Origin of the sequence: Acinetobacter sp. GWC1_38_13, assembly GCF_001767535.1 — a bacterium.
Classification (GTDB): Bacteria; Pseudomonadota; Gammaproteobacteria; order Pseudomonadales; family Moraxellaceae; genus Acinetobacter; species Acinetobacter junii.
Genome location: NZ_MELG01000081.1, coordinates 23,087 through 35,783, shown reverse-complemented (window position 1 = coordinate 35,783; position 12,697 = coordinate 23,087). Strand labels below are relative to the sequence as shown.

General features: G+C 38.6%; 15 protein-coding genes. 11 read left to right on the top strand and 4 right to left on the bottom strand.

The annotated features are described in order from the left end of the window. The 8 genes from A2003_RS08135 to A2003_RS08100 form a co-directional block, all read left to right on the top strand. Positions 1-600: NYN domain-containing protein (locus A2003_RS08135; protein ID WP_286687131.1), on the top strand; the 600-nt coding region annotated here is incomplete at its 5' end. Between the two features lie 7 nt (positions 601-607). Then, complete coding sequence (locus A2003_RS08130) at positions 608-1,366, top strand: hypothetical protein (RefSeq protein WP_004659076.1); 759 nt, start codon at positions 608-610, stop codon at positions 1,364-1,366. 168 nt (positions 1,367-1,534) lie between these two features. Beyond that, complete coding sequence (locus tag A2003_RS08125; protein ID WP_004659074.1) at positions 1,535-2,107, top strand: HdeD family acid-resistance protein; 573 nt, start codon at positions 1,535-1,537, stop codon at positions 2,105-2,107. Between the two features lie 123 nt (positions 2,108-2,230). Further along, a complete protein-coding gene (locus A2003_RS08120; protein WP_112986888.1) occupies positions 2,231-4,210 on the top strand; it encodes an ATP-dependent helicase in 1,980 nt (659 codons plus the stop codon). A 58-nt stretch (positions 4,211-4,268) separates the two neighbouring features. Then, positions 4,269-4,514 carry an RNA recognition motif domain-containing protein gene (locus A2003_RS08115; protein WP_004916519.1) on the top strand — a complete coding sequence of 82 codons (246 nt, stop codon included), beginning with the start codon at positions 4,269-4,271 and terminating at the stop codon, positions 4,512-4,514. Between the two features lie 6 nt (positions 4,515-4,520). After that, complete coding sequence (locus A2003_RS08110) at positions 4,521-4,880, top strand: ASCH domain-containing protein (RefSeq protein ID WP_112986889.1); 360 nt, start codon at positions 4,521-4,523, stop codon at positions 4,878-4,880. Positions 4,881-4,949: 69 nt separating this feature from the next. Beyond that, positions 4,950-5,453 (top strand): DUF6586 family protein, encoded by a 504-nt coding sequence (locus A2003_RS08105; protein WP_004916508.1) that lies wholly within the window; start codon positions 4,950-4,952, stop codon positions 5,451-5,453. A gap of 116 nt (positions 5,454-5,569) precedes the next feature. Further along, entirely contained in the window at positions 5,570-5,848 is a 279-nt protein-coding gene (locus A2003_RS08100; protein WP_004916505.1) for a hypothetical protein, read from the top strand. A gap of 47 nt (positions 5,849-5,895) precedes the next feature. Here A2003_RS08100 and A2003_RS08095 read toward each other — a convergent pair whose 3' ends face one another. From A2003_RS08095 to A2003_RS08080, 4 genes are all read right to left on the bottom strand, one after another. Next, a complete protein-coding gene (locus tag A2003_RS08095) occupies positions 5,896-7,611 on the bottom strand; it encodes a cation:proton antiporter (protein WP_004916503.1) in 1,716 nt (571 codons plus the stop codon). Between the two features lie 263 nt (positions 7,612-7,874). Beyond that, complete coding sequence (gene rpmG / locus A2003_RS08090) at positions 7,875-8,030, bottom strand: 50S ribosomal protein L33 (protein ID WP_003654787.1); 156 nt, start codon at positions 8,028-8,030, stop codon at positions 7,875-7,877. A 12-nt stretch (positions 8,031-8,042) separates the two neighbouring features. Then, a complete protein-coding gene (gene rpmB / locus A2003_RS08085) occupies positions 8,043-8,279 on the bottom strand; it encodes a 50S ribosomal protein L28 (RefSeq protein ID WP_004649871.1) in 237 nt (78 codons plus the stop codon). A 168-nt stretch (positions 8,280-8,447) separates the two neighbouring features. Beyond that, positions 8,448-9,902 (bottom strand): coniferyl aldehyde dehydrogenase, encoded by a 1,455-nt coding sequence (locus tag A2003_RS08080; RefSeq protein ID WP_005403636.1) that lies wholly within the window; start codon positions 9,900-9,902, stop codon positions 8,448-8,450. Between the two features lie 121 nt (positions 9,903-10,023). Between A2003_RS08080 and A2003_RS08075 the strand changes: the two genes are divergently transcribed. The 3 genes from A2003_RS08075 to A2003_RS08065 all read left to right on the top strand — a co-directional run bounded on the left by A2003_RS08075 (position 10,024) and on the right by A2003_RS08065 (position 12,662). Continuing rightward, positions 10,024-10,725, top strand: coding sequence for a TetR/AcrR family transcriptional regulator (locus A2003_RS08075; protein WP_004916498.1), 702 nt, complete (start codon positions 10,024-10,026; stop codon positions 10,723-10,725). 81 nt (positions 10,726-10,806) lie between these two features. Further along, the gene (purU, locus tag A2003_RS08070) at positions 10,807-11,673 is read left to right on the top strand and encodes a formyltetrahydrofolate deformylase (protein ID WP_004916496.1); all 867 of its coding nucleotides are present in this window, start codon (positions 10,807-10,809) and stop codon (positions 11,671-11,673) included. A 230-nt stretch (positions 11,674-11,903) separates the two neighbouring features. Then, positions 11,904-12,662 (top strand): energy transducer TonB, encoded by a 759-nt coding sequence (locus tag A2003_RS08065; RefSeq protein WP_112986890.1) that lies wholly within the window; start codon positions 11,904-11,906, stop codon positions 12,660-12,662. Positions 12,663-12,697: the final 35 nt, after the last annotated feature.

Here is a 12,697-nt window from a genome sequence, read left to right as displayed (position 1 = left end):
GATGCGATGGATTTACTTTATAGTGGTGCACTAGATGGTTTTTGCATTGTATCCAGTGATAGTGATTTTACTCCATTAGCTTCAAGAATTCGAGAAAGTGGTTTAATTGTTTATGGTTTTGGACGTAGTAAAACACCTGAAGCATTTATTCGCGCCTGCGATAAATTTATTTATGTAGAAAATTTAATTGAAGAGCAAGAACGAGTTGTTAGTAATATTGAACCTAATTTCGAACCTAATGATCTAACTGTTAAACAAAATAATAAACAAAATGCTGTTCAAAAAGATGAGACTGTTCTTAGTGAGACAACAATCAACTCTGATGATAAGCGAGATACTTCTGTTATTGATAGAGCAACACTAAATTTAATTTATAAAGCTGTGAAAGATAATACAGAAGATAATGGATGGGCTAATTTATCAATAGTTGGACAATATATTACAGCAGTTAAACCTGATTTTGACTCTAGAAATTATGGTCGTGCAAAATTATCTGGTTTAATAAAAATGTTAAATTTATTTGAAACTAAGATAGAAGATAGTCAAATGTATTTAAAAAAGAAGAAAAAAAATGGCACGACAACAGGCGAACAGAAATAGAGCTTCAATGTGGAAAAATATTAGGGTTGCATGTCTTTTAGTTGTTTTATTGATTGTAGCAATTAATGCGTATCGTGATCAAAACCAAGACTGGAACCAACCGATCAATATTCTGCTACATCCCATCAATGCTGATGGCTTACCCTCTACTCAAAAATATATCCAAGAATTACAGCTAGATGATTTCTATGAGGTCAAACAGTATTTAGAAAAAAATAGTCAACAATATCGTGGGAAAAGCAGTTATTTTATGGTTCAGATAGGACGTGAATTACAACAAATACCACCTAAGACACCTGAACAACTAAGTGTTATCAATAATATATTGTGGAGTTTAAAGTTTCGTTTCTATGCTTGGAAACAACATGAATCAATAGATGGTTCTCCAAGTTTAACTTTGTATTTGAATTATTATGATCCAAAAAATACAAAAGAGTTAAAACACTCTACTGCGCTTGAGCGAGGTCGTATTGGTTCAGTCAATTTATTCGCAGCTCATAAGCAAGAAAGACAGAATAATGTTGTGCTCGTACATGAGTTGCTTCATGGTTTTGGTGCTACGGATAAATATAATTTAGCCAATGGCGAACCACTTTTTCCAATTGGCTATGCTCAATACGAGAAAAGACCCCTATATCCTCAAACTGAAGCCGAAATTATGGGGGGGAGAATCCCTTTATCAGAGCAAAAAAGTAAAATGCCTGATGATTTAGAACAAACAGTTATTAGTCTGCTCACAGCAAAAGAGATAGGATGGGTTCAATAATCTGTGGATAAGTTCTGACTTATCCATACCAATCAAATAAAAAGATCAATGTAATAAAAAGCGTGATTTCCTGACATTCGGTCATTATTTCTCAACATGCTTTATACAATATCGTGTATGGAACACGCTCAAAATAGAGCTATAACATTGATGATAAAAGAGTAAATAATGATGAAAACGGTGGGTAACGATCTGATTCGCAATCAGCTACACGCTGATCGTAAATGGTATCTGTTATTAGGTGTCTTATTGGTTATTTTTGGTTTAGTTCTTTTAGCTGCACTGCCTTTTGCAACATTATCAGCGGTCCTTCTTTTTGGTGTCCTTATGATGCTCGGCGGTATTTTACATTTTATCGCTGCATTTATGGTCTTTCAGGGTGGGACACGGTGGTTGTGGGCATTATTCGGCGTTTTGTATATTGCAGCTGGTTATTTCGCTTTTACTACGCCCGTGATTACAGCAGTGGTTTTGACCAATTTATTGGCAATCGCATTGATTATTGCTGGAATTATACGTAGTGTTAATGCCTTTATTTTAAGACCGATCTCAGGTTGGGGATGGGTGTTGTTTTCTGGTGTATTAACACTTTTAACAGGTATTCTCATTCTATCGTCACCTGATTCACCATTTTGGGTACTTGGTATGTTTCTCGCGATTGATATCCTTTTTCAAGGGATTAATTATTTAACTTTTGCAAGTGCAATCAAACAGCTCCCACACAGTTCAACTGTGATTTAACATTCGACAATTATTGAAATATTGAGAGCATGTTGATACATGCTCTTTTTGTTTTGGTAGTAGAAAACCGCGATGCAGTTTTAGTCTGCTAAAATAGCACTTCATTTCTGATTGACCAATTTTATGACGCTCGCCAAGCTAATTGATGAACTCAACCCTCAACAAAAACAAGCAGCCACTACGATTGCGCATAACTGTTTAGTTTTAGCAGGGGCGGGTTGTGGAAAAACCAAAACGATTGTAGCTAGAGCAGCATATTTAATTGATCAAGGTTTACCTGCACAGCAGATCCAAATTTTAACGTTTACTCGGCGAGCTGCCAGTGAGATTGTTACGCGAGTTGAACAACATATGGGGGCACAATCCAAAGGTTTACGTGCCTCAACATTTCATACCTTTTGTATGTATCTTTTGCGCCGTAATCCACGCGCTTTTGGTTTGACACAATTCAGTATCATTGATCGAGATGATCAATTGCTGATGTTCCGCTTATTGCGTGGTAAGGATAAAGGTAATGTGTTGCCAAAAGCTGCTGAATTATGTGATTTATATTCTTATGCACGGAACACGAAAACCAAATTATCTGATGCTTTATTCGAGCAATTACCGCAAGCTGTAGAGTATAAGTCGCAAATCGCCGAGTTGATGAAAGCCTATGAGCAGCGCAAGCAAGAGCGTAATTTCCTCGATTATGACGACATTCTTTCGATTGTGGCGGTGCATTTACAAAACTCACCTGAGTTGGTGAAGTGGGTGACGGGTTTCTGTTCAGCATTGTTAGTCGATGAAATGCAGGATACTAATCCACTGCAATGGGCTTTATTGCAGCCTTTGGTAGGTAAGGTGAAATTATTCTGTGTTGGTGATGATGCTCAATCTATTTATGGTTTTCGTGGTGCAGATTTTGAAAATATTCATCACTTTAAAGAGCGTGTACCAGATGCTGAAGTGTTGACTTTAGAAATGAATTATCGTTCGACCCAAGGTATTTTAGATTTATCCAATTGGTTACTTGAGCAAAGCCAAATTGATTATGACAAGCATTTACAAGCCTATCGAGGAAAGGGTTTAAAACCACAATTGCATATCCTGAGTAATGAGTTTGAAGAAGCCAATTGGATTGTTCAAGATCTAAATCAACGGCATTCGCAGGGTGCTGCTTGGGCAGAGCATATGATTCTATTACGTTCAGGTTTTAGCGGGCGGTATTTGGAAGGGGCTTTGATTGCGGCGAATATTCCTTATCGATTTATCGGTGGCGTAAAGTTGCTTGAATCCGCTCATGTCAAAGATGTTTTAAGTTTGCTTCGCGTCAGTGTCAATCCACAGGATGATTTAGCTTGGATGCGCTTTTTGACGCTTTGGGATGGTGTAGGTGATGTTGGGGCAAGTAAATTAGCGCAAGAGCTCATTCAGTTGCCTGATATCGAAGCACGTTGTCAGCGATTAGAACGACATGGCAAAGTGCCACAAAAAGCGATTTTGATCTTGATGCAATTAGATGTATTACAGCAGCATGTAGAAGCTTGTATCGGCTTAGCTTTGGATGCTTTAAATGAGCAATTAGAAAATAACTACAAAACCAAAGATTGGTCACGCAGAGTCAAAGATTTTGATTTGGTGAAACAATTAGCACGTAAGCATCATTCACTTGGTGAATTTTTAGAAGAATATGTACTTGACCCAATTTCGATATCAGAAATTGATAAGACACCCGATCAAGACTTAGTGACTTTGATTACGATTCACTCTGCAAAAGGAGCTGAACAAAAGGTTTGTTATGTTCCACATGTATCTCCAAATCAATATCCACATGCACGGGCGCAGGGGGATTTTGATGATGTCGAAGAGGAGAGGCGTGTTTTGTATGTCGCATTGACGCGTGCAGAAAATGAGTTGATTTTAACCAAACAAAATTTAAATTTATGGTCACAAGATCAGTATGATGAATTGGGTAGAAAAATAGAAAGCTACTTTCTAAATGATTTACCTCAACATTTAGTGGACATTCAAATTCATCGTGACATTCCTCGTGCATATGGGCAAACGAATCGTGCTCGCTCAAGCACAATCAATTTAGGTTTTGGCATAGATTTCGATTAAACTAGAGTGATTCATTTCTTTTGATTCACTTCATGGTGAATCATCTCTAGGTTTTAACATGAAAATTTTAGTTCGCAATTTAGATCGTTTGGTGACAGACGCAGAAATCCTCGACTTATTCAAAGCTTATGGCAAAGTCGATTCTTGTGTTGTAGTCAAAGATGCTGAGACTGGTAAATCCAAAGGTTTTGGTTTTGTTGAAATGCCAAATCCACGCGAAGCGATTAAAGCCGTAAAAGGGCTAAATACATTAAAACTCAAAGGTCTTGGGATTCGTGTAAAAATAGCTGAAGATAAAGCTTAATCCTTAATGACAAAGCAATATCAAGTCTTATCGACTGTTGCTCCAAATGCTGAGCGAATTGTACAAGGCATAAAGACCTTAGAGGTTCGCTCGTGGCGACCTGAGAAATTACCGCTTAAAGATTTAGTGATTGTTGAGAATACGCACTTTTTGAATAATGATGGCGATGAAGAGATGGGCAAAGTAGTGGCTTTGATCGATATCGAGTCAGTACATCCTTGGTTGGCTCAAGAAATTGATGCAGCTTGTGCAACTGATTGGGCGGATGAATATTTCGCTTGGGTTATTTCAAATGTACGTCCTTTAAAGCAACCAATTGAAGCAATTGCGAAACGAAAACTTTATCGTCTTGAATTGAATCTATAAGTGCTATTTTTTTCATCTCCAATACGCTTTACAATCAGTTTTCGTTTTAAATGAAGATAGGGATTTATTATGTCTCGTGTTGCTCGCTATCATGCCGATCGTACCAATCAAAAACTCTATTTTGCTCGTCTCGCATGTCAACAAGCAGAGCAAACTGACAATATCCAACAAGCACAGGCACATCGCGAAGCAGCAGTTTTTCATTTGCATGGTGCAATTTTGGCTTTTCTTCAAGAGTTGGTTCGCTATTATCGTCTCAATGATATGCAACCAACATTTAAATCAATTGAAGAACACATGGCTGATAAAGGTCAAGTTTCTCCAGAGGTTGCAGTATTGCAGCAATTGGCCAAAGATGGGTTCATTGCTGAGTTAAAACGTGCTTATCGCATGTGCCAATACGCGCCTGAACCAACTTCTCCTGAGCCAGAAAGTGAAACATCTTCAAACCTGATTATTAAAGTCACTCAAAGTCCTCAAGCGTGGTTGCCAGATTCAAAGATTCTCCGAGAATGGCATCGTGAATTGAGTCATTTGATCGATGGTTTTCGTAATGAAATGGTTGAATTCTAACTCCAGCAAGATCGTTACTGACTTGAAATCTAAGCACGCCGTACCTATATAAGTAAGACGTGAGATTGTAAAGTGCAAGGGTGCTTTGCCACCATGTTGAATCATGGAGAAAATAGATGTCTATGCAACAGTTAAAAGAATTATTTGGTAGTCAGGAAGCGATTCTTGAATTGGTTCAACTTGAAGGTGGTGAGCTTGCTTTACGTAATGCGGGTTCAGAAAATGAACCTCTTGTAAAAATTCAGTTCAGTGAAGAAGTAAAAGCGATCTTAGGTGATCAAACACCTCTCGTCGCACAACATATGATTCAAGCAGCTCTATTTGGTTTATTAGAGAAACAAATGAATCAGTGGCAAGCCGAAGTCGTTGATGAAAAACCTAAACATTTAAGCTAATAATAAAAAAGCGTACCTTGAGTACGCTTTTTTATATGACCAAACAATCAATGAGCATTCGGTTGATGCGCAAGCTCGATCTGATTCAAAATATGATGGCTCATATTCTTTGCCATTTCTTCTTTTGCGTAGAATACCTCACCAATATTTTCCTCACGGATAACAGCGGCTTCTTCCTTACTCTCGGCACAGATTAATACCTGTATCTCTGGATTTAGCTGTTTTGAAATATCGACAATTCGATGGATGTCGAGGATATCCATGGGTGAAATCACCAATAAACGTGCATGTTGAATATGTGCTTGGATCAATACATTTGGTTCAGTGGCTTCACCACTCACGGCTGCAATACCACTAGCACGTAACTTCTCAACAATCTCACGATTTTCTTCAGCAATAACGACTTTGATGTTCTGCTCAATCAGATTTTCACTGATACGACGTCCAACACCACCATAGCCAATGATTACCACCTGATCACGAAGATAGGACTGATCAACTTCGTCAGGTAACATTGCTAATGGGTCACCACTACGCTCTAGTAGACGGGCTAAATGTGAGCGCTCACGAATCCAGCGTTGTGCAGGTTCAATTGCAGAAAACACAAAAGAATTAAGTGTAATTGAAAATAATGCACCTGCAAGAATTAGGTTTTGCGCCTCAGGTGTAAGTAATCCTAGAGCTAAACCTAGCGTCGCTAAAATGAAAGAGAATTCTCCGATTTGTGCCAAACTTGCACCGACAGTCAATGCAGTATTGATTGGATAACGGAAGAATAAAACCAATGCCATGGCAGCTAATGTTTTACCGACCATGATGATTGCGACGACAGCTAAGATATGGAGTGGTTCTTCGACCAATATTCTTGGATCAAAGAGCATTCCAACGGAAACAAAAAATAGAATCGAAAAGATTTCACGTAGCGGAAGGGTTTCTTCTTCAGCACGATGGCTAAAGTCAGACTCTTTAACCACCATTCCCGCAAAGAACGCACCGAGTGCCATAGAAACGCCAAATACAGCATAAGAGCCATATGCAATTGAAACTGCAGCAGCAACTACAGTAAGCGTAAATAACTCACGAGAACCCAAACGAGCGACAAACTGCATGATCATCGGAACAAGTCGTTTGCCGATGATCAACATAAATGCAATAAAGCCTGTGACTTTTAGTAAAGTAATACCAATCGTGACCCAAATACTTTGAGATGGATCTGTGTTGGGTAATGCATGCCCGCCCAGTAAAACCGCAGTTGCAGGTAACAATACTAAAGCCAAGACCATGACAAGGTCTTCAACCAATAGCCAACCGACAGCAATTTTTCCATTAACAGAATCAAGTAAACCACGATCCCCTAGGGCTTTTAATAATACAACCGTACTGGCACAGGAAAGACTTAAACCAAAAATGAGTGCTGAGCCAAAACCCCAGCCCCAGAGCATTGAAACTCCCATACCTAAGAGGGTAGCGACAGCGATTTGAAGAATAGCCCCAGGTAAAGCAATACGACGGACTTGTAATAGATCGTTAAGGGAGAAGTGCATTCCTACACCAAACATCAAAAACATAACACCTAGCTCTGCAAGCTGGTTGGCTAGATGAATGTCACCGACGATACCTGGTGTATTTGGGCTAATGATAATGCCCGCAATTAAATAACCGATCAAAGGAGGTAGGCGTAAACGTGCTGCGATATAGCCAAAAATAAGAGCCATACCAAAGCCAACAGCAAGTAATATGATTAAATCAACATCATGTGGCATCGAAGCTCCTTAATCGTTGCGGTTAAGGTCAAAATAAAATAAGCATAAAAAATGCCAAAGCAAGTAGCTTAAAATTTTAGCAATTAAAATCGAATTTGTTGATGATAATTTTTTTATTTATCAAAAAAAATCATGTAAATTGCTGTAACATTTTCTAAAGCCTAGCGCATTTATACAGTGAGAGAAAGAAATCTTAAAAGATAGGAAATTTAAAGTAAAAAAAACGACTTCATGAGAAGTCGTTTTTTTTTAAAGAACTAAAATTATTTAATTTTAGCTTCTTTGAAAATTACGTGTTGACGGATTTTTGGATCAAATTTTTTGATTTCCATTTTTTCCGGCATAGTACGTTTGTTTTTAGTAGTGGTATAGAAATAACCTGTACCAGCTGTAGAAACGAGGCGAATCTTATCACGCATTGTTCAGACTCCTTAGATCTTTTGACCTTGAGCACGGAGATCAGCAACAACTTTCTCGATACCCAATTTATCAATAATACGCATACCTTTAGTGGTTAAACGAAGACGTACAAAACGCTTTTCGCTTTCTAACCAAAAACGGTGGTGGTGCAGGTTCGGCTCGAACCGGCGTTTGGTTTTGTTGTTTGCGTGCGATACGTTGTTACCAACGATAGGACGCTTGCCGGTAACTTGGCAAACCTTAGACATGGTGAACTCCATTGCTAGTTTATACAGCACCGTTTCGTGCAACTAGCCATTCAAGTAAACGGATGAAATCATTCAAGGGGCGTTTTATACCAAAAATACGATTAAAAGACAAGCGAATTTGGTAAAAACAGGGCATGATCTAGTGTGATAGATCATGCCTTGATCAGCTTAGCGGAATAGTGTTTTTAAAAGCACTTTATGCATCGCTTTATTATACGGTGGAAGGATGAACTTCAAGCTATAAAGTTTAGGGCTTACAGGATTCGACATGACTGAACGTTCATGAGAGAAGCTAAAGAAACCTTCTTTACCATGATATTTGCCCATACCTGATGCACCAACGCCACCAAATGGAAGATCATCCTGTGCAACGTGGGTCAGTGTTTGGTTAATACCAAAATGCCCAGAGTGCGTGCGACTTGCTACGTATTCAGCACGAGCACTATCAATATCAAAATAATAGAATGCCAATGGACGTGGATGGTTATTGATGAACTGAATCGCATCTTCAATATGTTCATATTCTAGAACAGGTAAGATTGGACCGAAGATTTCATTCTTCATGATTTGCATTTCAGTTGTTACACCAGTAACCAATGTTGGAGCAATCTTGCGAACGTCAGTTAAAGATTCATTTTTCGTATTCAACTCAACAATTGTTGCGCCTTGGTCACGTGCATCTTCTAAGTAGCTTTGCAGACGATTGTACTGCTTGTCATTGATAATAGAGGTGTAATCTTTATTATCACGAAGGTTTGGGTACATTGTATTTACAAAGTCGTTATAGTGCTTTGTAAAGTCTTCAGTCTTGCCCTTAGGTAAGAATATATAGTCTGGAGCAACACAAGTTTGACCCGCATTCCAAAGTTTACCAACAGCGATACGTTGAGCTACATCACGAATGTTCATTGCTGAATGAACAAGAGCCGGTGATTTACCGCCAAGTTCTAATATCACAGGAACTAGATTTTCAGCTGCAGCCGCCATCACTGTTTTACCAACAGACGTAGAACCTGTGAAAATCATTTTATCAAATGGTAGATGGCTGAAAGCATCAGAAATAACACCGCCACCATTTACAACAGCAACCAACTCTTGTGGAAATGCCTCTGCTAAAGCATTTTCAAGAACATAACCAAAGTTTGATGATGCACTTGAGATTTTGATCATGGCATGGTTACCCGCTGCCAATGCACAAATCAAAGGACCAACTGAAAGCAATAATGGATAGTTCCATGGCGCAATAACGCCGATCACGCCCAATGGTTGATATTCTACCCAACCTTTTGCTGGTTGGTGTAACATGCTGATATGACGCTTAGATGGTTTCATCCATTCTGTTAAATTCTTGCTGTAATATTTGATGTGTTCCAAACATGTAAGAACTTCACCAATTTTGGTTTCCATTACCGCACGATTGCCATAATCTTGATTAATTGCGTTAGCAAATTGATCTTGATATTTTACCAAGATATTTTTAAGTCGAGCCAAACGTTCAATACGTTCTTTGGCACTTGGTACAGGATGGCGTTGGTAAGCTGCTTTTTGCTGATCAAGCAAATCATGTAGCCGTTTTACATCAACATGAGGTGTCATAGCGGTTGTTTTTGTTTGACTGTTCATAGGAGTGGACCAAAATAAAGCTTATTATTTTTTAATTTTTAGAGTAAATACTCTAAAGTGTCAAGTCGCTTTATGAGTTTGCTTTATAACCTATTGATAATGTTATAGATGGTTAAAAACGATGTCGCACGCTAAACCGAACAAAACTAAAGATAGAATTTTGCAAATCAGTTTGCAGTTGTTTAATGAGCGTGGAGAGCGTTCGGTTACAACCAATCATATTGCGGCTGAGCTGGGGATTAGCCCTGGCAACTTGTATTATCACTTTCGTAATAAACAAGAAATTATCAAAGAGTTGGCTCAGCAATATCAGGCTGAGACATTGGAAATGTTAGCCTTACCCGTTGATCGTCCACTCAATGCAAACGATAAAATTAGTTATTTTCAGGTGTTGAGCAACCAACTTTGGGCTTATCGCTTTATTCATCGTGATGTTTATCATCTTGTAGAAAATAACGAAGACTTTAGAAAAATCTACCCGCGATTTGCAGGGCAAGTGATGCAACAAGGTCAAAAGATTTATCGTGCCTTTGTGGATGCTGGTCTGATGAAGATGACCGATTCTGAAATTGAGGCATTGATTATTAACTTGTGGATCGTTCTTACCAACTGGACTAACTTCTTGTACATGTCTGGGCATATCAGTGATAACACACACTTAGAAGAAAAGTGGGTTTGGCAAGCATTGAGACAGATGGTGTTTTTAGAAGGACCATATTTAATGGGTGAAAGTCGTCAAACTTATGAACAGTTGCTCCGGTCACTTGGTCCATCCGATTTGTTTGCAAGTTTATCCAACCTTAAAAATGACGATGAGTCGTGATCAGGTATTTAGTCAGACGCAAAAAAGAGCTAGAATGCTCGGCTTGATTTTAATTTGATTTGAATAAGTGATATTAACCACATGAACACGACCACTGCCAATACAGCACGTTTACTGATTACTTGTGAAGACAAGCCGGGAATCGTGCAAGCTGTATCGAGCTTTTTGTATCATCAGGGAGCAAACATTACCGCACTTGATCAATACGCGACAGAAGCTCAGGGCGGACGTTATTTTATGCGTGTTGAATTTGAACTTGATCATTTGCAATCTCGTAAAGAAGCCTTGATGCAAACCTTTGCTGCTAACGTTGCTGAGCGTTATGAAATGCAGTGGAAACTGACTTTTGTAAATGAATTGAAGAAAGTTGGTATTTTGGTTTCAAAAGTTGATCATGCTTTATTAGAGCTTTTATGGCGTCATGCACGTGGATCATTGCCATGTGAAATTACTCAAGTCATTTCAAACCATCCTGATTTGCGTGATGCTGTTGAAAACTTTGGTATCCCATTTCACGTTGTGCCAGTGAATAAAGACAATAAAGTTGAAGCTTATGCACAGATCAATGACATGATGCAGGGCAACGATTTATTAATCTTAGCCCGTTATATGCAGATCTTAAGCGAAGATTTTGTTGCTCAATGGGAAATGAAGATTATCAATATTCATCATTCATTCTTACCTGCTTTCGTGGGCGCAAACCCATATAAACAAGCATATGAGAAAGGAGTGAAACTGATTGGAGCAACTGCGCATTATGTAACAGCTGATCTTGATCAGGGACCAATCATTGAGCAGGACGTTGAACGTGTAAGCCATGATTATAACGTGGAACAATTACGTGAGCTTGGTGAAGACGTTGAACGTAACGTGTTGGCACGAGCGGTCAAATGGCATTTAGAAGACCGTATTATTGTTGATGGCAACAAAACCGTTGTTTTTCAATAAATAAATTAAAAAAATAAAGCATGCATAAACGCGTGCTTTTTTTTATGTATTTATTGTAATGTTATAACATTGATTTTGTTGGCTTGTCGTGAGCTAATCGGCAGATTCACAAAAAAATAGTTGCAAATGAAAACACTTCTCATTTATTATTACGGCACTTTTATTGTTCTATCCGATGATTGAAATCGCTTTTTCGAAAGTATCATCATCTATTAGGTACTTAGATTCTTATGAGTCAATCTCCTGCTACATTCAACGCACCTTATTCGATGAAAAAGAAAGTCATCGCTGCTCTTGTTGCAGTTGCGATTGGACACGCTGGCGTTTTGTGGGCGGTGAGTCACATGAAAACGATTGAACTGCGACCAATCGAAAAAGAGCCTTTAAAAGTAAAGTTTGTTAAAATTAAAGAAGTCACACAGCCTGAATTACCTAAACCGAAAGAACAACCAAAACCTGAACCTAAAAAAGAGTTTAAAGAAGTCAAGGTTGTTGATAAACCTTTACCTCCACCGCCTAAAAAAGTTGAAAAAGTTCAGCAAGTCAAAACTGAAACACCAAAACAAGTGATTCAGAAAACAGAACCGAAAGTCGAACCTAAGATTGAAACGAAAGTTGTCAGTACTGTCGTAACAGAAAAAGTGGTTGAAAAGCCTCAACCTGTTCAAGAAGTTGTGAAGCCACAACCTGCGGCTGACCCATCACCAAAGCGTGTTTCAATTGGAGGTGCTGGTATTCAATGGAGTCGTTCGCCAAAAGTTTCATTTACCCCGAGAGATTTAGAAAATCAGACTCGTTTGATTACGGTGTATATTGAAGCTGATGAGAAAGGTCGAGTGACTACGGCACGTATTACCCGTAGTAGTGGCTTACCGAATTTAGATGAAAAAGCATTACGTGCAGTGCGAAATGCTAAATTTAAACCGTATATGGAAAATGGCGTTGCTTACCCGATTAAAACAGAGCAACCGTTTGAGTTTAATCCTTAATCAATTTGAGTCCTTGTGACAGATTAAATCAGGAG

Bases quoted from the DNA above. Each gene is read 5' to 3' on its own strand.
- A2003_RS08130 (WP_004659076.1), top strand. From the start codon at position 608: ATGTGGAAAAATATTAGGGTTGCATGTCTTTTAGTTGTTTTATTGATT.
- A2003_RS08125 (WP_004659074.1), top strand. From the start codon at position 1,535: ATGATGAAAACGGTGGGTAACGATCTGATTCGCAATCAGCTACACGCT.
- A2003_RS08120 (WP_112986888.1), top strand. From the start codon at position 2,231: ATGACGCTCGCCAAGCTAATTGATGAACTCAACCCTCAACAAAAACAA.
- A2003_RS08115 (WP_004916519.1), top strand. From the start codon at position 4,269: ATGAAAATTTTAGTTCGCAATTTAGATCGTTTGGTGACAGACGCAGAA.
- A2003_RS08110 (WP_112986889.1), top strand. From the start codon at position 4,521: ATGACAAAGCAATATCAAGTCTTATCGACTGTTGCTCCAAATGCTGAG.
- A2003_RS08105 (WP_004916508.1), top strand. From the start codon at position 4,950: ATGTCTCGTGTTGCTCGCTATCATGCCGATCGTACCAATCAAAAACTC.
- A2003_RS08100 (WP_004916505.1), top strand. From the start codon at position 5,570: ATGTCTATGCAACAGTTAAAAGAATTATTTGGTAGTCAGGAAGCGATT.
- A2003_RS08095 (WP_004916503.1), bottom strand. From the start codon at position 7,611: ATGCCACATGATGTTGATTTAATCATATTACTTGCTGTTGGCTTTGGT.
- rpmG (WP_003654787.1), bottom strand. From the start codon at position 8,030: ATGCGTGATAAGATTCGCCTCGTTTCTACAGCTGGTACAGGTTATTTC.
- rpmB (WP_004649871.1), bottom strand. From the start codon at position 8,279: ATGTCTAAGGTTTGCCAAGTTACCGGCAAGCGTCCTATCGTTGGTAAC.
- A2003_RS08080 (WP_005403636.1), bottom strand. From the start codon at position 9,902: ATGAACAGTCAAACAAAAACAACCGCTATGACACCTCATGTTGATGTA.
- A2003_RS08075 (WP_004916498.1), top strand. From the start codon at position 10,024: ATGTCGCACGCTAAACCGAACAAAACTAAAGATAGAATTTTGCAAATC.
- purU (WP_004916496.1), top strand. From the start codon at position 10,807: ATGAACACGACCACTGCCAATACAGCACGTTTACTGATTACTTGTGAA.
- A2003_RS08065 (WP_112986890.1), top strand. From the start codon at position 11,904: ATGAGTCAATCTCCTGCTACATTCAACGCACCTTATTCGATGAAAAAG.